At 66.4% G+C, this 19640-nt stretch carries 23 protein-coding genes; 13 read left to right on the forward strand and 10 right to left on the reverse strand.

Annotated elements, in window-relative coordinates; translation table 11 throughout:
* Positions 1-80 precede the first annotated feature (80 nt).
* Positions 81-230, forward strand: a complete 150-nt coding sequence (locus Q7I88_RS04250; RefSeq protein ID WP_305097795.1) for a hypothetical protein — start codon at positions 81-83, stop codon at positions 228-230.
* Position 231: 1 nt separating this feature from the next.
* Positions 232-1593 (forward strand): putative O-glycosylation ligase, exosortase A system-associated, encoded by a 1362-nt coding sequence (locus Q7I88_RS04255; protein WP_305097796.1) that lies wholly within the window; start codon positions 232-234, stop codon positions 1591-1593.
* Between the two features lie 41 nt (positions 1594-1634).
* Here Q7I88_RS04255 and Q7I88_RS04260 read toward each other — a convergent pair whose 3' ends face one another.
* Complete coding sequence (locus Q7I88_RS04260; protein ID WP_305098554.1) at positions 1635-2873, reverse strand: polyhydroxyalkanoate depolymerase; 1239 nt, start codon at positions 2871-2873, stop codon at positions 1635-1637.
* Positions 2874-3035: 162 nt separating this feature from the next.
* Here Q7I88_RS04260 and Q7I88_RS04265 point away from each other — a divergent pair, with 162 nt between their 5' ends.
* The 5 genes from Q7I88_RS04265 (at position 3036) to Q7I88_RS04285 (ending at position 8619) form a co-directional block, all read left to right on the forward strand.
* Complete coding sequence (locus Q7I88_RS04265) at positions 3036-4823, forward strand: ABC transporter transmembrane domain-containing protein (RefSeq protein WP_305097797.1); 1788 nt, start codon at positions 3036-3038, stop codon at positions 4821-4823.
* Between the two features lie 132 nt (positions 4824-4955).
* Complete coding sequence (locus Q7I88_RS04270) at positions 4956-7076, forward strand: M13 family metallopeptidase (protein WP_305097798.1); 2121 nt, start codon at positions 4956-4958, stop codon at positions 7074-7076.
* Between the two features lie 64 nt (positions 7077-7140).
* Positions 7141-7953 carry an undecaprenyl-diphosphate phosphatase gene (locus Q7I88_RS04275; RefSeq protein ID WP_305097799.1) on the forward strand — a complete coding sequence of 271 codons (813 nt, stop codon included), beginning with the start codon at positions 7141-7143 and terminating at the stop codon, positions 7951-7953.
* Between the two features lie 72 nt (positions 7954-8025).
* A complete protein-coding gene (locus Q7I88_RS04280) occupies positions 8026-8316 on the forward strand; it encodes a GlsB/YeaQ/YmgE family stress response membrane protein (protein ID WP_305097800.1) in 291 nt (96 codons plus the stop codon).
* A 51-nt stretch (positions 8317-8367) separates the two neighbouring features.
* Positions 8368-8619 (forward strand): hypothetical protein, encoded by a 252-nt coding sequence (locus tag Q7I88_RS04285; RefSeq protein ID WP_305097801.1) that lies wholly within the window; start codon positions 8368-8370, stop codon positions 8617-8619.
* 65 nt (positions 8620-8684) lie between these two features.
* Here Q7I88_RS04285 and phhA read toward each other — a convergent pair whose 3' ends face one another.
* The 3 genes from phhA to Q7I88_RS04300 form a co-directional block, all read right to left on the reverse strand.
* Positions 8685-9623: a phenylalanine 4-monooxygenase gene (gene phhA / locus Q7I88_RS04290; protein ID WP_305097802.1), complete on the reverse strand. Its 939-nt coding sequence runs from the start codon at positions 9621-9623 to the stop codon at positions 8685-8687.
* Positions 9624-9681: 58 nt separating this feature from the next.
* Entirely contained in the window at positions 9682-9885 is a 204-nt protein-coding gene (locus Q7I88_RS04295; protein WP_305097803.1) for a hypothetical protein, read from the reverse strand.
* Positions 9886-9950: 65 nt separating this feature from the next.
* On the reverse strand, positions 9951-10235 hold the full coding sequence (locus tag Q7I88_RS04300; RefSeq protein WP_305097804.1) for a hypothetical protein: 285 nt from the start codon (positions 10233-10235) through the stop codon (positions 9951-9953).
* 143 nt (positions 10236-10378) lie between these two features.
* Here Q7I88_RS04300 and recQ point away from each other — a divergent pair, with 143 nt between their 5' ends.
* From recQ to Q7I88_RS04330, 6 genes are all read left to right on the forward strand, one after another.
* The gene (gene recQ, locus Q7I88_RS04305; RefSeq protein ID WP_305097805.1) at positions 10379-12166 is read left to right on the forward strand and encodes a DNA helicase RecQ; all 1788 of its coding nucleotides are present in this window, start codon (positions 10379-10381) and stop codon (positions 12164-12166) included.
* 311 nt (positions 12167-12477) lie between these two features.
* On the forward strand, positions 12478-13395 hold the full coding sequence (locus Q7I88_RS04310) for an SPFH domain-containing protein (protein ID WP_439648359.1): 918 nt from the start codon (positions 12478-12480) through the stop codon (positions 13393-13395).
* A gap of 10 nt (positions 13396-13405) precedes the next feature.
* Positions 13406-13609 carry a type II toxin-antitoxin system antitoxin gene (locus Q7I88_RS04315; protein ID WP_305097806.1) on the forward strand — a complete coding sequence of 68 codons (204 nt, stop codon included), beginning with the start codon at positions 13406-13408 and terminating at the stop codon, positions 13607-13609.
* Between the two features lie 4 nt (positions 13610-13613).
* Complete coding sequence (locus tag Q7I88_RS04320) at positions 13614-13757, forward strand: hypothetical protein (RefSeq protein WP_305097807.1); 144 nt, start codon at positions 13614-13616, stop codon at positions 13755-13757.
* Between the two features lie 57 nt (positions 13758-13814).
* Positions 13815-14798, forward strand: a complete 984-nt coding sequence (locus Q7I88_RS04325) for a right-handed parallel beta-helix repeat-containing protein (RefSeq protein WP_305097808.1) — start codon at positions 13815-13817, stop codon at positions 14796-14798.
* Between the two features lie 49 nt (positions 14799-14847).
* On the forward strand, positions 14848-15111 hold the full coding sequence (locus Q7I88_RS04330; RefSeq protein WP_305097809.1) for a DksA/TraR family C4-type zinc finger protein: 264 nt from the start codon (positions 14848-14850) through the stop codon (positions 15109-15111).
* On the opposite strand, the gene ribA is transcribed toward Q7I88_RS04330, so the two are convergent.
* The 6 genes from ribA to Q7I88_RS04360 all read right to left on the reverse strand — a co-directional run bounded on the left by ribA (position 15108) and on the right by Q7I88_RS04360 (position 19555).
* Positions 15108-16184, reverse strand: coding sequence for a GTP cyclohydrolase II (gene ribA / locus Q7I88_RS04335; protein ID WP_439648378.1), 1077 nt, complete (start codon positions 16182-16184; stop codon positions 15108-15110). The two genes, Q7I88_RS04330 and ribA, sit on opposite strands and share 4 nt — an antisense overlap.
* Complete coding sequence (locus Q7I88_RS04340; protein WP_305097810.1) at positions 16181-16972, reverse strand: exodeoxyribonuclease III; 792 nt, start codon at positions 16970-16972, stop codon at positions 16181-16183. Before Q7I88_RS04340 ends, ribA begins: the two co-directional genes overlap by 4 nt.
* Before the next feature lie 491 nt (positions 16973-17463).
* Positions 17464-18132, reverse strand: a complete 669-nt coding sequence (locus Q7I88_RS04345) for a LolA family protein (RefSeq protein ID WP_305097811.1) — start codon at positions 18130-18132, stop codon at positions 17464-17466.
* 64 nt (positions 18133-18196) lie between these two features.
* Complete coding sequence (gene rpmG, locus Q7I88_RS04350; protein WP_305097812.1) at positions 18197-18364, reverse strand: 50S ribosomal protein L33; 168 nt, start codon at positions 18362-18364, stop codon at positions 18197-18199.
* A gap of 137 nt (positions 18365-18501) precedes the next feature.
* Positions 18502-18909 (reverse strand): alternative ribosome rescue aminoacyl-tRNA hydrolase ArfB, encoded by a 408-nt coding sequence (gene arfB, locus Q7I88_RS04355; RefSeq protein ID WP_305097813.1) that lies wholly within the window; start codon positions 18907-18909, stop codon positions 18502-18504.
* On the reverse strand, positions 18902-19555 hold the full coding sequence (locus Q7I88_RS04360; RefSeq protein WP_305097814.1) for an RluA family pseudouridine synthase: 654 nt from the start codon (positions 19553-19555) through the stop codon (positions 18902-18904). The genes arfB and Q7I88_RS04360 overlap by 8 nt, the downstream gene beginning before the upstream one ends.
* Between the last annotated feature and the right edge of the window lie 85 nt (positions 19556-19640).

The raw sequence follows: 19640 nt of genomic DNA on the forward strand, positions 1-19640 counted from the left end.
TTAACGGCGCGTCAACCCGGCGCGGGTAAGGCGGCGGCAGGAGTGTCCGGAAATCGCTCCGCTCGCTTCGGGGATGCGCCTTGATCGACCTCGCCACACTAGTGTTGACGCACGGCCTGATGATGGTCGCGCTCGTGCGACTGTTGTCGCGCGACGACCTCGATCAGGAGGACCGGAGGCCCGCTGCGCGCAAGCCCTGGCATCGAACGGCCGGGGACGCCGCAGAGTAGGATGCTCGATCTGTTCCTCCTCGCTTTCGTCGGCGCTTTCCTCGCGCTCGGCATCAAGCGCCCGTTCCTATGGGTGCTGGTGTACATCTACATCGACGTGGTCGCGCCGCAGAAAGTCGGCTGGACGATCATCCAGGCGATTCCGCTGTCGCTGATCGCCTTCGTCGCCTGCTTCGGCGGCTGGCTGCTGTTCGACAGCAAGAAAGGCAGCCGGTTCACTTTGCGACAGGGCCTGATCGTCGCCCTGCTCGTCTATTGCTTCTTCACCACGCTCCATGCCGACTTCCCGGTCGAGGCGAAGGTGAAGTGGGAGTGGGTGTGGAAAGCCCTCGTCTTCGCCGCCTTCCTGCCGCTGACGCTGCGCACGAAACTGCGGCTGGAGGCCGCCGCACTGATCATGGTGCTGTCGATAGGCACGATCGTCATCAACGGCGGCATAAAAACCGTGCTTGGCGGGGGCGGCTACGGCACGCTGTCGTTGCTCGTGCGCGAAAATGCCGGGCTCTACGAAGGTTCGATCCTGTCAACGGCAGCCGTCGCGACCATTCCCCTGGCGCTGTGGCTGGCGCGGCACGGCACGATATTCAAGCCCGATTGGCGGGTCTGGGCTTTCGTCGCGGGATTGATCCTGTCCTGCCTGCTGATCCCCGTCGGGACGGCCGCACGGACCGGGCTGGTCTGTGCCGCGGTGCTCGGAATTCTGATGCTGCGGACCGCCAAGCACAAATTCTTGCTCGCCGGGGGCGGCGCGCTGGCACTGGTGGCGGCGATCCCCTTCCTCCCGCAGAGCTACCTCGAGCGGATGCAAACACTGACCAACACCCAGGGCGACGAGAGTGCCTCGACGCGCGTGCAGGTGTGGGAGTGGACGCTCGACTACGTGAAGAAGAACCCGTGGGGGGGCGGCTTCGATGCCTATCGGCAGAACAGCTTCACCTACTACACGGCCAAGCGCGAGGGCGAAGGCACAAACGTGCGCGTGGTTTACGATCAGGTGACCGACAAGGGCCGTGCCTACCACTCATCCTACTTCGAGATGATCGGCGAGCAGGGCTGGTTCGGCTTCGGACTGTGGCTCTTGCTGCAGTTGCTCGGCGTCTGGCACATGGAGCGAATTCGCTGGATGTTCCGCCGCGGCGAGGACGGCAAGGACAGCTGGCAGCGCGGACTGGCAACGGGGCTGCAACAGGCGCAAATCGTCTACATGGTCGGATCGCTGTTTGTCGGCATCGCCTTCCAGCCGTTCTGCTACATGCTGATCGGGCTGCAATGCGGCCTGTGGAGCTATGTCCGCCGAACCACGCGCGAACCGGACAAGGCCCGCTTCCGTCGTCCTGAGAACAGCGGAGCTGTCGCCGCCTGAGCCCCGCTGACCCGGAGGGCGTTTGCGGCATATCGCGGTGACTACGGTCCGCCTGGCTCGCGGCCGTTGCTGGCAATCCATTCCTCGACCACGGGGGCGATTCGGTTGCGCCACTTGCTGCCGTTGAAGATCCCGTAGTGCCCGACGTCGCGGGCGAGGTGGTACTTCTTCTTCGCCAGCGGCAGGTGCTCGGCGAGGTCGAGCGCGGCGCGGGTCTGGCCGACGCCTGAAATGTCGTCGTTCTCGCCCTCGATCGCCAGCAACGCCGTGTCGCGAATCGCGTCGGGGTCGATCGGCTTCCCGCGGTGGACGAACTTGCCGCGCGGGAGGGAATGGCTCTGGAACACCTCTTCGATTGTCTCGAGGTAGAATTCCGCGGTCATGTCGCAGACCGAGAGGTACTCGTCGTAGAACCGCTTGGTCGAGGCCGCTTCCTCGGTCTCGCCCACCGTGAGGTGTTTGAACATCTCGTAGTGGCTCATCATGTGAGTCTCGATGTTCATCGAGAGGAATCCGGCAAGCTGGAGAAAGCCCGGATAGACCTTCCGCCCTGCGCCGGGATAGTTGAGTGGCACGGTCGCGATGACGTTGGCCTTGAACCACGACAGCGGCTTTTCCATCGCCAGGTTGTTGACGCTCGTCGGGCTGGCGCGGGTATCGATCGGTCCCCCCATCATCGTCAGCGTCGCGGGACGGCAGGGGTCGTTGTCGGCAGCCATGATCGCGGTCGCCGCGAAGGCCGGGACCGAGGGCTGGCACACCGCCAGCACATGTGTGCCCTCGCCGGTGAATCGGAGAAACTCGATCAGGTAATCGATGTAGTCGTCGAGATCGAAATGGCCCTCCGACAGAGGAACCATCTTGGCGTCGGCCCAGTCGGTGACCCAGACCTCGTGCTTTTCGATCATCCGCTTGACGGTTCCGCGCAGCAGCGTGGCATAATGCCCGCTCATCGGCGCAACGATCAGCAGTTTGGGCGCATTCGCGGGCAAGCCGGCGCGGCGGAAATGACGCAGGTTGCCGAAAGGCTTCTCCAGCACGACCTTTTCGCTGACCGTGCGGCGCTTGCCCTCGATTTCCACGGCATCGATGCCGAAGTCCGGCTTGCCGCGCTCTTCATAGAGGTGGGCGAAGACCTCGAGCGCGCTGGCGACGATCGGTCCCATGCCGAAATAGCCCATGGGCAGGGCCGGATTGTTGAGCACCTTGGCGCTGATCGCGGCCCAGTTGCTCGCACCGGCCAGCAAAGTTCGCTGCATTTCATAAGCGTTGTAGAGCAAGATCACGTTCCTCGGTTCGCCGCCGGTCTTACCGTTTGGCGGGAAATTTGCATTTCACACTGCAACCAAACACCTCATGTTGCAATGCGGCATTTCCGATCGTCTGAGCAGGAGCCGTCATTCCGCTTCAATCTAGCGCCGCAATCGGCTAGGCGCGCCGCCATGGCCCGCCGCCCCCAGCGTCCAGACGTCGAGCCCGCCGATAATCTCGGCCCGCTGACCATGATCGGCAAGGCCGCCGCACGATATCCGCGGCACGTTGCGCTTGCCCTCGTCTCGCTCGTCGTCACTGCCGCGGCGACGCTGGCTATTCCCTCGGGCTTTCGCCTGATCATCGACCGCGGCTTTGCCGCCGGCAGTGATCCGGCGGAAATCGGTCGCTGGTTCCGCTACCTGTTGATGATCGTCATGGTCCTGGCGGTGGGAACGGGCAGCAGGTTCTATTTCGTCTCGACTCTGGGCGAGCGGGTCGTCGCCGACATTCGGCTGGCGGTTCAGCGCAACCTCTTGCGCCAGTCGCCCGGTTTCTTCGAGGAAAACTCGCCCAGCGAGATTTCCTCGCGCATGACCGCCGACACGGCGCAAATCGATCAGGTGGTCGGCACGACCGTGTCAGTCGCGCTGCGCAATGTGATCACGGTGCTCGGCGGAACGGCGTACCTGCTGTATCTCTCGCCGCTGATGACCGGTGCGCTCGTCGCCGTGGTCGTCGTGGTGATCCCGCTGATGGCTATCTTCGGGCGCCGTGTGCGTTCGGTTTCGCGCGAAAGCCAGGATCGGATCGCCGACGTCGGGGCGATGACTTCGGAGGTGCTCGGGGCGATGAAGATCGTTCAGGGCTTCAATCAGGAAGGGCGCGAACAGGCGCGTTTCGCGGCCGCGGTCGAAAGCACTTTCGGCACGGCCCGGCGGCGCATCATCCTGCGCTCGCTGATGACCGTCACGGTTATCGCCTTTGTCTTCGGCGCCATCACGATACTGATGTGGCGCGGCGCGATCCAGGTGGTCGAGGGTACCCTGTCGGGGGGAACGATCGCCGCCTTCGTGCTCACCGGCATGCTCGTCGCGGGCGCGTTCGGCTCGCTGACCGAGGTCTATGGCGACCTGCTGCGCGGCGCGGGCGCGGCGAGCCGGCTCAACGAGCTGCTCAAGGTCAAACCCGAGATTGCCGCGCCGGCCCGCCCGCAGGCCTTGCCCGAACCGCCGCGCGGCAGCCTGGCCTTCGATCACGTCACCTTCCGCTATCCGACGCGGCCCGAAGTGGCGGCGGTTGCGGACTTCACGCTCACTATCGAGCCGGGCGAGACGGTTGCCGTGGTCGGCCCCTCCGGCGCGGGCAAATCGACCATCTTCCAGCTTGCCGAGCGGTTCTACGATCCCCAGCTCGGCACGATACGGGTCGACGGGGTGCCGCTGACGAGCGCGGATCCCGCAGACGTCCGCCGCCGTTTTGCGCTGGTGCCGCAAGAAGGCACGCTGTTCGCGGCGAGCGCGCGCGACAACCTGCGCTACGGCGCCTGGGAGGCGAGCGAGGAGGCGATCTGGGATGCCGCCCGCGCCGCCAATGCCGAGGATTTCCTCAAGGCGCTGCCGCAAGGTCTCGATACCTTTCTTGGCGAAGGCGGCGCGCGCCTGTCGGGCGGCCAGCGGCAGCGCGTCGCCATCGCCCGCGCGGTGCTGCGCGATGCGCCCATCCTCCTGCTCGACGAAGCCACCAGCGCACTCGATGCCGAAAGCGAGCGACTGGTGCAGCAGGCGCTCGAGCGGCTGATGACCGATCGCACGACGCTGGTCATCGCCCACCGCCTTGCGACCGTGCGGGCCGCCGACCGGATCGTGGTGATGGAGAATGGACGGATCGTCGAACAGGGCACGCACACCGAACTGCAGGCTGCCGGCGGTCTCTATGCGCGCCTCGCCTCGCTGCAATTCGATGACGTCGCGGCCTGAGCGAGCTTGACCGCACAAGCTCAGCCTGCATTAATCGGTCAAGTATCAAATGAAACTGGGCGTCGCGCGCGGTTCCGTCGTTGCGGCCACAACATTTAGAATTCCGTCGAACTCGCGAATGCAGGGGCTTTCATGATCCGCACGATTTTCAAACTGACCGTTTCCGCTGCCGCGCTCGCACTGGCGGTGCCTTCCGCCGCGCAGGACCAGGCCGAGCGGACACCGCCGCCGCAGATGTCGTTCGGCACCTGGGGCGTCGACCCCTCGGCGCTCGATCCGTCGGTCGATCCCGGCGATGACTTTTTCGCCTACGTCAACGCGAAGTGGCTCAAGAACAACCCGATCCCCGCCGAGTACTCGCGCTACGGCGCCTTCACCATGCTCAGCGAGAAGTCGACCGCGGACGTCGAGAAGCTGGTCGCCGACCTAGCCAAGAGCGACCCGGCACCGGGCACGGCCGAGCGCCGCATTGTCGACGCCTATAACGCCTATCTGAAGACCGATGCCATCGACGCGGCCGGAATGGCTCCGGCGATGCCGTATCTAGAGAAGATCTACCAGGCGCCCGATCTTGCCGCGCTTGTCGAGCTGTTTCCGCAAGCGGGCTTTCCGTCCGTGGTTTCGCCCGGTGTAACCGTCGATCCCAAGGATCCGAACAGCTACATCGTTTCGGTCGGGTTCGACGGGATGGGTTTGCCCGACCGCGATTACTACCTTGTCGACAACGAGCGAAACCGGAAGATTCAAGCCGCCTACAAGGATTACCTGGCGTTCCTGCTCGGCAAGGCGGGATATCAGGACCCCGCGGCTGCGGCCGAATCCGTCTATGCGTTCGAGCATCAGGTTGCCGAGCTCGAATGGGCGCGCGCTTCGCTGCGCGACGACAACGTTACCTACAACAAGCTGACAAAGGCGGACCTGGCGGCGCTGGCGCCGCAATTCCCGACCGAGCGGCTGCTGGCATCCGCGCAATTTGGCGATCAGCCCCAGTTCCTCGTACCGCAGATTCCCCCGACGCCCGAAGAAGTCGAGGAATTCGGCCTCACGCCCGAATTCCTCGCCGGCATCGGCGGCGGAACTCCGGCGATGATGAAGCTGCTCACCAAGACCCCTTTGCCGACGCTCAAGGCCTTCATGGCGGCGAGGTTCCTGTCGAACAATGCGCCGGTTCTGCCGACCGAGATCGACGACGCGAACTTCGCCTTTTACGGCAAGCTGCTGAGCGGGCAGCCGGAGAAGCGGCCCCGCTGGAAGCGCGCAATCGCGGCAACGGAGGGCGAACTCGGCGAGCAACTCGGCCAGCTGTACGTCGCGAAATACTTCCCGCCCGAAAGCAAGCAGGCGATGGACGAGCTTGTCGCCAACCTGCGCAAGGCGCTGGCGACGAGCCTGGAAAGCAACGATTGGATGAGCGAGGCGACCAAGAAGGAAGCGATCGCCAAGCTCGACGCGTTCACGCCCAAGGTCGGCTATCCCGACGAGTTCGAGACCTACGAGGGTCTTGCAATCCGGCCCGACGACGCTCTGGGCAATCGCATTCGCGCCATCGCGTGGAATATCCAGGACAACCGATCGAAGCTGGGCAAGCCTGTCGACAAGACGGAATGGGGCATGCTTCCGCAAACGGTGAACGCCTACTACAACCCGGTCTTCAATGAGATCGTCTTCCCCGCCGCCATCCTGCAGCAGCCGTTCTTCGGCCCCAATGCCGACCCGGCAGTCAATTACGGCGGGATCGGCGCGGTAATCGGCCACGAGATGGGCCACGGCTTCGACGATCAGGGATCCAAGTCCGACGCCACCGGCACGCTGCGCAATTGGTGGCAACCGTCCGACCTCGCCAAGTTCACGCAGCTGGGCGACAAGCTGGCGAACCAGTACGGCAAGTACTGTCCCTACGACGACGGCAAGACATGCGTGAACGGCCGCCTGACACTGGGCGAGAATATCGGCGACATCGGGGGGCTCAGCCTCGCCTACCGGGCTTACAAGATGTCGCTCGGCGGCAAGGAAGCGCCCGTGATCGACGGTCTTACCGGCGATCAGCGCTTTTTCATTTCCTGGGCGCAAGTGTGGCGCTCGATGCAGCGCGAGGCCCTCGGCCGCCAGCGGTTGCTGACCGATCCACACAGCCCCGAGGAGTTCCGCACCAACGGGGCCGTGCGCAATCAGGATGCCTGGTACAAGGCGTTCAACGTTACGCCTTCGGACGATCTCTACCTGCCGCCCGAAGAACGCGTCCACATCTGGTGAAAATCTGCCGCGGCAGGCGGGGCGAGCTTGACTTGTCAGCCTGCCGCGCCATGACCGCCGGCCCATGGGACTGACCCTCACTGCAATCCTGCTCGGAATCGTCGAGGGCCTGACCGAATTCGTTCCGGTCTCTTCCACGGGCCACTTGATCCTGGCGACCGAACTGTTCGGTTACGATGCCGACGAGTGGACGATGTTCAACGTCGTCATCCAGCTCGGCGCGATCCTTGCCGTGGTCTACCAGTATTGGCCGACATTCTGGAGCGCCGGCATGGGCGTGCTGCGGCTCAAACGCCCGGGCCTGATGTTCGCGCGAAACATCCTGCTCGCATTCCTGCCCAGCGCGGTCCTCGGCCTGGCGCTGAAGAACTATATCGACGTCATGCTCGGCAGCCCGATGCTGGTCGGCTGGACGCTGCTGCTTGGCGGCATCGCGATCCTCGGCATCGAGAAACTTGTCGATCCACAGGGCGAGCACGGCGTCGCCGACATGCCGCTGCGCCAGGTCGTCGGGATCGGATTCGCGCAGTGCCTGGCGCTGATCCCGGGAGTCAGCCGTTCGGGCGCCACGATCATGGGCGCGCTGGCGCTCGGCGTGAACCGCAAGACCGCCGCAGAATTCTCGTTCTTCCTGGCGGTGCCCACGATGGTGGGAGCGACCGCGCTCGAGCTGTTCGAAAAGGGCGACCGTCTTACCAACGGCAGCATGCCGGTCGGCTGGGGCGAAATTGCGATCGGTTTCGCGGTCAGCTTCGTGGTTGCGCTGGTCGTGATCCGCGCCTTCGTCGCCTATGTCAGTCGCAACGGATTTGCGCCCTTCGCATGGTATCGCATCGCTGTCGGCCTGGCGGCCATTGCCTGGCTCGGCCTCCGCTAGGATCGCCCACTACGCGGAACGATAGGAACGGCGGGCGATTGGTTCCTGGCAAGGAGACGTGCCTGAACCGCCATGGGACTACCGTTCATCATCGTTGCGGGGCTGGCCATCGGTTGGCTGGCCGCCGTCATCGGGCGCATCGAAGGTTTTCGAGGAATTGCGATTCAACTCGTTGCGGGTCTCGCCGGGGCCCTCGCGGCGGGCTTGCTGATTGCCCCGTTTTTGGGTGCCGGCAATCTTCTTGCTGGAACCTACGGCATAGCTGCGGTGTTGTTGACGCTGGTGGGTGCGACGGTAGTCGTCGCCTTACTGAACGTGCTTGGTCCGAATTTCGCGCGTGGACGCGCGGGGCCAAAGGCATAATACTGCTCGCAAGGGCCGGGTGCTCCGGTCCTGAAACCAAGGGGAATACGAATGAAGAAGTTTATTGCGCTCGCGGCCGTCGCCGCTCTCGGCCTCGGCCTCTCGGCGTGTGACAGTGCGCAGGAGAACGCCGCCGAAGATGCCGGCGAACAGCAGGCCGAAGTGGTGAACGACCAGGCCGAAGCGATGGAAGACGCCGGCCAGATCACCGACGATCAGGCCGATGCCATGACCGAAGCGGCGGAAAACAAGGCCGACGCGATGGAAGAAGCGGCCGAGGACGACACCACCGCCGTCAACTAAGGCTCATCAAACACGTACGCGAAGGCGGCCCCGGAGCGATCCGGGGTCGCCTTTTTCGGTCCGGGCTAGACCGGATCCGCGTCCGACCCGCGGCCGCCGCGCAGGTGGTACTCCTGCGTGCCGCGGTGGAGCACGTCGTCGACGTCGATCACCGCCGCGTTGGCATAGGTGAAGCCAGGATGCAGGTTGCGATAAAGCCGATCGAAATCGCGTTCGACGGTCTGGCGGTAGAGATCCTCGAAACTCTCGATGACGAAGTATGTCGGCTGCAGGTCGCTGATCACGTAATCGGTGCGCATTACCCGGTCGACGTTGAGCATGATCCGGTTGGGCGAGCGCGCTTCGAGCGCGAAAATCGCCTCGCGCGGACCCGAGAGGATGCCGGCGCCGTAGATGCGCAGCTCGTCGCCCTCCTGCATCAAACCGAATTCGACCGTGTACCAGTATAACGCGCCGAGGGCCTTGAGCCGGTTGTAGCGCATCGCCTTCCACCCGGCCTTGCCGTATTCCTGCATGTAATCGGCGAACACCGGGTCGGTGAGCAGCGGGACGTGGCCGAACACGTCGTGGAAGACGTCGGGTTCCTGAATGTAGTCGAAGGTCTCGCGGGTGCGGATGAAATTGCCCGCCGGGAAGCGGCGGTTGGCGAGATGCCAGAAGAACACGTGGTCGGGGATCAGCATGGGCACGGGGACCACGCTCCACCCGGTCAGCTTGCCGAGGTCCTCGGACAGATCGCCGAAATCCGGGACGCCGCCGCGGTTGAGGTGCAGCTTCTGCAAGCCGGCCATGAACGAGCTGCAGGCGCGGCCCGGGAGGATGTCCATCTGCCGCGCGAACAGCTCGTTCCAGATCGCATCGTCGTCGGAAGTGTATGCGCGCTGCTTCGGTTCGAGCCAATCCTCGCCGATGTGCGCCGGGCGCCGCAGGGGCGCGGTGAAGACGCCCTCGGGTACCCGGGGTATTGCGCTAAAGTCGCTGTCAGGTTCGACGATCGTGGCCATGGTTTCAGTTGAAACGTCTAGCACGTCGCCGATATCCCGGCAATTCGCCGCGGCCCAGTCAGCCGGTGGGTTGCGGCGAGGGGCTCGCGATGGCCCCGGGGATGTCCTTGGGCTCGACGCGCTGCTGCTCGAGCATCTCCGCCGCCTCGTCGAGCGCCTTGGCTTCGCCGACACTCACGCCGCCTGGACCCGGATCGTTATCGCGCGGCCCGCATGCCGCGAGAGCGAGGAGGAGAAGGACGGGGGCAGCGAGGACTTTCATGCTCGATCGCGGCGCGACCCGGGCTGACAGGGCGCCCGCCCCGCCAGCCCGGCATCGTCACTCGCCTAGTTCGTAGCCGAAGTCGCGTCGGCTGCGGCGGCCGCGGCGGCGTCGGCAGCCGACTGCGCGGCTTCGCCCGCGGCGGCGGTCGAATCGTCGACGCCGCTGCTGGCGTCCTCAACCGGGGCGCTCTCTTCCGCGACCGGCGCGGGCGCTTCGCTCATCGCCTCGTCGGCGGGCATCTCGACATTGTCGGCCATCGCGTCCTCGGAGGCGTCGTCGGCGCTGCCGCAGGCGGCGAGGGCAAGAACGGCGGCGGAGGCAAAGGCGGAAATCGCGAACTTTCTCATGATCGTGGGACCTCTCGAATACAGGGGCACGGTGCGCCGTGCCGGGGCGGGCAGGCTTAGCGGACACGGCGGCGGTAGAAAACGTCCAAAATGCGGCCAGTCACCGGTTCCGTCCAAGCTGCGGATCTGGCACAGGATTTCGCATGGCCGACAGCGTCGAAAGTCTTGACCGGGCAAGGGATGCCCTGCGCGCCGTCTTCGGCTTCGAGCACTTTCGCGGGGTCCAGGACGACGTCGTCGGGCGCGTCCTGGCGGGCAAACCGACGCTGGCGATCATGCCTACGGGAGCGGGCAAGTCGCTGACCTACCAGCTGCCGGCAACGATCCTGCCGGGCACCTGCGTGGTGATCTCCCCGCTCATCGCGCTGATGCACGACCAGCTGCGTGCGGCGCGCGCCAACGGCATCGCCGCGGCGACCTTGACCAGCGCCGACGCCGACTGGCGCGAGACGCAGGACGCCTTTCGCGCCGGCAAGCTCGATCTGCTCTACATCGCGCCCGAGCGGGCCAGCCAGCCGGCTTTCCGCGATCTGCTGTCGTCCGCGCCTTTGTGCCTGTTCGCCATCGACGAGGCGCATTGCGTTTCCGAATGGGGCCACGATTTCCGCCCCGACTACCGCCAGCTGCGTCCGCTGCTCGATTCCTTTCCCGAGGTGCCGCGGCTGGCGCTGACCGCGACCGCCGATCACCGCACCAGAGCCGACGTGCTCGAGCAGCTCGGCATCCCGGCCGAGGGGCTGATCGTCGCCGGGTTCGACCGGCCCAACATCCGCTACGCGATTCGCCCGCGGCAGTCGCTGGCGAGCCAGTTGGCGAACCTGATGCGCAGCGAGCCGGGGCCGGGCATCGTCTACGCCCCGACCCGGGCCAAGGTCGAGAAACTTGCCGAGCAACTGGCGGCGGCGACCGGGCGCACGGTGCTGCCGTACCATGCCGGGCTCGACCCGCAGGAGCGCGCCGGCAACCAGGCGGCCTTCGTGGCCAGCGAGGACACGGTGATCGTCGCAACGATCGCTTTCGGCATGGGCATCGACAAGCCCGACGTGCGCTTCGTCGCCCACGCCGGGATCCCCAAGTCGATCGAGGCCTATTACCAGGAGACCGGCCGCGCCGGTCGCGACGGCGATCCGGCGCAGGCGGTGATGTTCTGGGCTGCGGGAGATTTCGCCCAGGCCCGCCAGCGTCTCGGCGAGGTGGACGAGACCCGCCAGCAGGGCGAGCGCGCCCGGCTCGATGCGCTGGCGGCGCTGGTCGAAACCCCCGGGTGTCGCCGCGCGATCCTGCTGCGCCACTTCGGCGAGAACCCGCCCGGAACCTGCGGCAACTGCGACAACTGCCTCGAAGCGCCCGAGGTCATCGACGCCACCGAGATCGCCCGCAAGCTGCTCAGCGCGGTCTACCGCACCGGACAGAGCTTCGGCTTCGGTCACGTCCAGAAAGTGCTCACCGGGGCCGACGACGAGCGGGTCGTGCAGCGCGGGCACGACCGCTTGAGCGTGTTCGGCATCGTCGGCGAGGACGAGGCGCGGCTGCTGCAGCCGGTCAGCCGGGCGCTGCAGGCGCGCGGCAGCCTGGTCGCGACCGAGCACGGCGGGCTCATGCTGGGAGGCGATGCACGCGCGATCCTCAAGGGCGACCGGACGCTCTCGATCGTCCGCCCGCAAAAGCCCGAACGGGGGAGCCGGCGAGCCCGCAATCAGGCCGCCAACCCGGTGGGGGACCCGCTGTTCGAGGCGCTGCGCGAACTGCGCCGCAAGCTCGCCGCCGAGGCGCAGGTGCCGCCCTACGTCATCTTCCACGACGCAACGCTGCGCGAGATGGCGGCGGTGCGCCCGGCAAGCCTAGCCGAACTGGGCGCGGTCTCGGGCGTAGGGGCCAAGAAGCTCGAGGCCTATGGCGATGCCTTTCTCGCGGTGCTGCGCCGACACTAGCGAGCCGACCGGCAGGCCAGCTCTGTCCGTTCAGATTCGGTTGCCATTTCCTGACGATGCAGGTTGACACAAATTACACCCTGTAACCCGGGCAATTTCGGTTCAAGCACTTGAATCACAACGTAAAAAACTGCGCCCGAGCAGGGTGACAGACTCGCGGGGGCGATCGAAAAAGTCTGCGGGAGCGAGGCAACGATGGCAAAGAGCGATCCGAACCGTTGCACAGCAACCTGCCTGTAGGAAAGCCGATTCCGCTTGAACTCCGTCGAAGGTGATATAAATATGATATCATCTTTAAAAGGAGATTCGTCGTGACTAACGAAAGCAGGGGCATGACCAAGAGCCACGAAAGCGCGGCCAGCACCTTCAGCGGCTACATCATGCTGCTCGTTTTGCTGGCAGCCGTCTTGCTGGCCTGGTTCCTGATCCGGAACATGGTGCCGGGCGAGTACGCCGCCAAGGCGGCCAAGCTGGCCTTCGGGGGCACCATCCTGGCCTCGATCGGGGTCGTCGGGCTGGTGCTGGCGGGCTTCTACATGATCCAGCCCAACCAGGCCGCGGTGATCACGCTGTTCGGTTCCTACAAGGGCACCGACCGCACCCAGGGCCTGCGCTGGATCTGGCCGTGGATGGGCAAGAAGAAGGTGTCCGTGCGCGCGCACAACATCCACTCCGAGCGGATCAAGATCAACGACCTGCGCGGCAATCCGATCGATGTCGCCTGCAACGTGGTGTGGCGCGTGGCCGACACCGCGCAGGCGGTGTTCGACGTCGACGACTACCGCGAGTTCGTGAATATCCAGATCGAGGCGGGCCTGCGTACCGTCGGCGCCCGCCATCCCTACGACGACATGAGCGAGGACGACCAGACCACGCTGCGCGGCAGTGCCGACGTGATCAACGCCGAGCTCAGGGCCGAGCTCAACGAGCGGCTTCACGTCGCCGGCCTCGAGGTCGACGAGGCCGGGCTGACCCATCTCGCCTACGCCTCCGAAATCGCCGGCGCCATGCTTCGCCGCCAGCAGGCCGAAGCGGTCATCGCCGCACGCGCCAAGCTGGTCATGGGCGCGGTCTCGATGGTGCAGATGGCGCTCGACAAACTCAGCGAGGAGGACATCGTCCATCTCGACGACGAACGCCGTGCGGCGATGGTTTCCAACCTGATGGTCGTCCTGTGCGGCGAGCGCGACGTGAACCCGGTGGTCAACGCGGGCTCGCTCTACACCTGAGGACGAGGGAGTGCCGCGCGAAAAGAAGGCCTTTGCCCTGCGGCTCGATCCCGCGCTCCACGCGGCGATCGAGCGGCTGGCGGCGCAGGACTTCCGCTCGGTCAACGCCGAACTGGAGGTCCTGCTGCGCGAGGCGCTCGAACGCCGCGGCGTGAAGGTCCCGCGCCCCGATCCGCCGCGGCGCGGCCGCCCGCCCAAGTCAGAGGAGGAATAAACCGATGATCGTCGTTCCTGTCACCGCGCGCAAGGCCGGAGCCCAGGCCAGCACGCCGGCCGAAATCGGCCAGCCGCACCTGGTCTTGGCCATCATTTCCGGCATCCTGCTGCTCGCCGGGCTGGGCCTGCTGGCGGCGGCGCTGTGACGTGCCGACGCCCGACCGCTTAGCGATGCGTTAACCCTCCTGGCTTAACGCGGGCGCATGGAAATTTGCGCCAAGCCCCCGCTCCACCGGCCGTCGTTGCTGCTGTTTGGTGCGGTTGCCGCGCTGGCGGTCGCGGCGATCCCGCTGAGTGCGCTGTTCGCGCAGGCCGGCCCCGCCCCCTTCACGGTCGTCGAAACCGGCCGAGGCTTCGCGCGGTTGCAGGACGCGGTGGACGCGATCGGCAACGGCAAGGGCTCGATCGCCATCGCGCCGGGCGTCGTCCGGCAGTGTGCGGTGCAGACCGGCGGCGAGGTGTCCTATCTCGCGCTCGAACCGGGCAAAACCGTCTTCGACGGCGTTACCTGCGAGGGCAAGGCGGCGCTGGTGCTCCGCGGCCGCTCGGCCCAAGTTTCCGGCCTGGTGTTCCAGAACATGGCCGTGCCCGACTACAACGGCGCCGGCATCCGGCTCGAATCCGGCAATCTTACCGTCGCCCAGAGCTGGTTCCACGACAGCCAGCAGGGCATCCTCACCGGCGCCAATCCGCAAAGCCGCCTGGTCGTCGACCGTTCGACCTTCTCCAGGCTCGGCAACTGCGAGGACTCCTCGGGCTGCGCCCATTCGATCTACGCCGGTGAAATCGCCCAGGTCCGCGTGACCCGCAGCCGCTTCGAGGAAGGCAGCGGCGGGCATTACCTGAAGAGCCGCGCCGCCCGGGTCGAAGTCGCCAGCTCGAGCTTCGACGATGCCCGGGGGCACGGCACCAACTACATGATCGACTTGCCCGACGGGGCCACCGGGCAGATCAGCAACAACTGGTTCGTGCAGGGCAAGGACAAGGAAAACTGGTCCGCCTTCATCGCCGTTGCCGCCGAAGGGCGCGAGCAGACCAGCGCCGGGCTGTTCATCGTCGGCAACGACGCGCGTCTCGCCCCCGGCATCTCGCGCAACACCGCCTTCGTCGCCGACTGGTCGGGCGACAAGCTCAACCTCGGCGAAAACGCGCTCGGCCCGGGCCTCGCCCGCTTCGAAAAGCGCTGAGGGGAACCCCTGCCCGGTGCCGCCGGTTTATCCGGAAAGGAGGCACCAGATGGCAGGCGGTTGGACGCGCGACGGCGCGGTTCAGGACCAGATCGACGACACCGTGAACGACGCGGTTTCCGCCGCCCGCTCGCGCATGCCGAAGGGCGAAAGCGCCACCCATTGCGACTTGTGCGGCGAACCGATTCCCGAGGGCCGGCGGGAAGCCGTCCCCGGCGTGCGAACCTGCGTCGAGTGCCAGTCTGGCCGCGACCGGACGGTAGTCCATTCGACCATCAACCGGCGCGGGAGCAAGGACAGCCAGCTGCGCTAGGGCAGCAGGTGCCCCGCCGCATCGCGCTTGGTCGCGAGGTAGCGTTCGTTGTGCGGGTTGGTCGGCAAGGCATGCGGCACGCGCTCGGCCACTTCGACACCGCTGGCCTCCAGCGCGGCAACCTTGGCCGGGTTGTTGGTCATCAGCCTGATCGAGGAAATGCCGAGCAGGTCGAGCATGCGCGCGGCGACCGGAAAATCGCGCGCCTCCTCGGGCAAGCCGAGCCGGCGGTTGGCCTCGAGCGTGTCGAACCCCTGGTCCTGCAGGCGATAGGCGCGCAGCTTGTTGACGAGGCCGATGCCGCGCCCTTCCTGGCGCAGGTAGAGCAGCACGCCCCAGCCGCCGTCCGCCGCCTCGGCCGCCATCGCCGCCAGTGCCGCGTCGAGCTGCGGCCCGCAATCGCACTTGAGGCTGCCGAAGACGTCGCCGGTCAGGCATTCGGAGTGCAAGCGGACCAGCGGCAGGCGCTCGGCGCTGCGATTGCCGATGACCAGGGCGACGTGCTCGCGCATGTCGTCGGCGCTGCGGAACACGAAGATCTCGCTGTCCTCGCTGGCAAGGGCGGGCAAGCGGGCGCGGGTGGCGATGGTCAGCCGCGAGGTATCGCGCCAGGCGGCGAGGTCTTCCACAGCCACTGCGACCGCCGGTTCGGCGGGCGTGGGCGCGACGAGGAACGCGGGCAGGATCCCGGCGAGCAGCGCCAGTTCCATCGCCGCTTCGGCCTCGGCGCGCCAGCGCAGCGAGTCGGCGCGAAATGGGCCCTTGAGCGGCGCTTCGAGATCCATCGCCGGATCGGCGATCGGGCGCGCGGCGGCAAGGTCGATCGGTTCGGCCGCGCGGATCAGCACTGGGGCGTGCGGATCGGCCGCCTCGCGCTGGTTGGTGAGCTTGAGCGTCGCGGCGCGCGCCGCAGAAATCAGCGCCAGATGCGACTGCGCCGCAGTGCCGAGTGCGGTCTCGACCGGCAACAGGATCGGCCCCGCGCCGACCTGTAGCGGCCAGCCGTGGCGCAGCGCATCGATCGCCTGCGCCGCGCGGCGCGATGGCGCCAGGGAAGGCGGGGCCTCGCTCAGAGGTCGAGCTCCGTGACGATCGGCACGTGGTCGCTCGGCTGCTCCCACTTGCGCGTCTCCTCGACGAAGCGGTAACCCGTGGCCTGCTTCGCGAGGTCGGGGCTGGCCCAGATGTGGTCGAGCCGCCGCCCCTGGTCCTTCTGCCGCCAATAGCTGCGGTACGACCACCACGAATAGTTGCGGTCCGGCGCCGGGATGAAGGCGCGGCCGATATCGACCCATTCGTGCGCGCCCTGCAGCAGGCCAAGCGTTTCGACCTCGAGCGGCGTGTGGCTGACGACCTTGAGCAGCGCCTTGTGGTCGTAGACGTCGCATTCGAGCGGGGCGACGTTGAAGTCCCCGACCAGCAGCGTCGGGCGGTCGATCGCCTCGGCCCAGCGGGTCATCCGCGCGAGAAAATCGAGCTTCTGGCCGAATTTGGGATTCACCTCGCGGTCGGCGACGTCGCCGCCCGCCGGGATGTAGACGTTCTCGATCACCAGCCCTGCGCCGGCGCCGTGCAGCTCGACACCGACGTGGCGCGCCTCGCCGTTGTCCTGCCAGTCGTGGCGCGAAATCTCGGTGAAGGGGACTTTGCTCACCGTGGCGACGCCGTGATAGCCCTTCTGCCCGTGGATCGCCTGGTGGACGTAGCCGAGATCGGCGAGCGCCTGCGCCGGGAACTGGTGTTCCTGGCACTTGATCTCCTGCAGGCACAGCACGTCGGGCCGCTCCGCCTCGGCGAACCTGACGACCTGGTCGATCCGCAGGCGGACCGAGTTGATGTTCCAGCTGGCAATCGAGATCATGGCGTGGGGATTAGGGAGCGCGAGGCTGCGCGGCAAGGCGCGAAGGCTCTCGTTTTGCGCACCCGCCTCCGCGGGCGCATCCTCGGGGCTGTTCCCTCCGTCCTGCGGACTGCGGGGCACCTGCGGGCGGCCGTTCGGCATTGCGGTTCGCTGGTCGCGAAGCGGACTAGCTCTCTACCTGACAGAAAAGCGCTGGAACGGGTTGTGACCAGCAGCCCGCTAGAGCGAACGCGCGCCCGCAGCGGGCCCGGGCCCCGGACTTGTCCGGAACTCCAAGAAAGAAAAACCCCCACCGCGGGGGCATTGCGGTGGGGGTTCGTCTTGAGCGTTCGTCACGCTGTCACAAGCCGGCGTATGCGAGGCTGGGGCAACAGGGGGGAAACCCGCCTCCGCCGACTTGCTGAAGCCAAGCTACTCCCGGTCGGCTTGCTGCGCCATGAATGGCCTCATGCAATTCATCGCAGGCCGGGAGCAAATGACCGGCGAGCCGTTCAGCCGGGGCGACGAGACGAGCGGCGCGGGTCGCGGAACTTGAACGCCGAATCCGGCACCGCGATGCCGTAGCGCTGGTTCGACAGGCGCACGGTGGTGCGCTGGTTCTGCGCGTCGAGCTGTACCCAGCTGACGAGCTCCAGCCCGCCGGGGGCAGCGGCGTCCTTGACCATGATCGCGGTGAAGGTGCCGAACTCGGGCTTCTTGGGATCCCTCACCTCGATGCTGAGCACGTCGGGATTGCCGCTGGGAATCAGCCGCCCGTATTTCTTCACGTCGCGGCCCGGATCGAGCAGCGCGCCGAGCGGTGAATTCTTGATCGGATAGGGCTGCACCTGGTTCACCTCGTAGTCGATGAACGTGAGCCGCTTGCCGTCGGAGACGACGAGCATGTTGGCGCCCTTGTCGTATTCGAAACGCAGCTTGCCCGGACGCTTGAGCGTGAGCTCGCCGCGCAGGGTATGGCCCGCGCGATCGGTCTGGGTGAAATCGGCCTTCATGGTGTCGATCGCGCGCAGCGCTGCGACGGCGCGGTCGAGCTGGTCCGAATCGGCCGCCGCCGCCGGAATCGCCGGGGCGACGAGTGCGGTGACGGGCAAGGCAAGGGCCAGCGCGCCGGCCATGGCGGCGCGCAGCGGATTGCGAGTAAGCGAGGTCAAGTCTGTCATGCTCCCAAAGCTAGGTTCGGAGCATTGAACCGGTTGTGAACCTTTGCGGTTCCCACCGTTCAGCTTACTTGATCTTGGCTTCCTTGAACTCGACGTGCTTCTTGGCGATCGGGTCGTACTTGCGGAAGACCATCTTCTCGGTCGTGTTGCGCGGGTTCTTCTTCGTCACGTAGAAGAAGCCGGTGTCGGCGGTCGAGTTGAGCCGGATCTTGACGGTTGCGGGCTTCGCCATCGTTCGTGTTCCCAGTGTATCGTGAGGGCCGCAGAAGCCCGAAATAACCAAGGGCGGCACGCATGGGCCGCCCATCCGGGCGCGCCATTGCGTCAGCGGGTGGGAAAAGTCAAGCCTCGGGCGCGCTCGGGCCGGGGCTACCAGTCGATCTTGCCACGGTTGCTCTTGAGCGTGCCGCGGGCCTTTTTCGACTTGATGCGCTTCTCCTTGCCCACCCGGTTGAGCCGCGTTTTCGCGCGCGGCTTGGGCGCGACGTGAGCCTTGGCGACAAGCTCGGCGATGCGTTCGCGGGCGTCCTCCCGATTCGCCTCCTGCGTTCGGTGCTTGCGCGCGGTGAGGACAATCTCGCCGTCGTTGGTCATCTTGCTGCCGGCGAGCCGCTTCAACCGGGCGTAGACCTGCGGCTGCAGGCCGAGCGCGGCGGCGTCGAGCCGGACCTGCACCGCGGTCGCCACCTTGTTGACGTTCTGACCGCCGGGCCCGGAGGAGGCGATGAAGCTTTCCTCGATCAGGGCGAGCGCGCGGGCAACCGCCTCGTCAGACATCGCCGAAGCCCAGCGCGACGAAATCGGCCGGCAGCGGCGCATGGGCGATGACCGGCGGCTTGCCCTCGCGCGGGATTTCCAGTCCGGCGGCGTGGAGCATGGTGCGTGCCGCGCCCGCCTTCTCGCCATAGACCGGGTCGCCGAGCAGGGGGATGCCGATGCCGCTGGCGGCGTGGACGCGGATCTGGTGGGTGCGCCCGGTCTCGGGGCGGAACTCGACCAGCGCGCGGCCGCCCGATTCGCCGAGGATCTTCCAGTGAGTGACCGACGGCTTGCCCTTTTTCGCCGGGATCATCCGCCAGCCCTTCTCGGCGCTGCTGATCTTGCTCAGCGAAAGCTCGACGGTACCCTCCTTCGCCTCGGGAACGCCCACCAGCACGCCAAGATAGCGCTTGCCGACCAGCCGCTCTTCGAAGGCGCGGGCGAAGCGCTTCAATGCCTTGGGATTGCGCGCCAGCAGCAGGCAGCCCGAGGTGTCGGTGTCGATCCGGTGCACCGCGACCGGCGCGCGCTGGAAGCCCAGCTTGAGCTCGTCGATGTGATCTTCGAGCGAGGCCCCTCCCGCACGCGGCTTCTCGATCGGCAGGCCGCCCGGCTTGTCGATGACGAGAGCTTCGCCGTCCTCGAAGAGGATCGGGATGGTCACGCCGGCCCCCGTTCGTGCTGAGCTTGTCGAGGTACGCTGCTAGGCCCTTCGACAGGCTCAGGGCGAGCGGATGTGGCGCGGGTTT

Origin of the sequence: Croceibacterium aestuarii, assembly GCF_030657335.1 — a bacterium.
In the GTDB taxonomy this organism is placed as follows: Bacteria; Pseudomonadota; Alphaproteobacteria; order Sphingomonadales; family Sphingomonadaceae; genus Croceibacterium_B; species Croceibacterium_B aestuarii.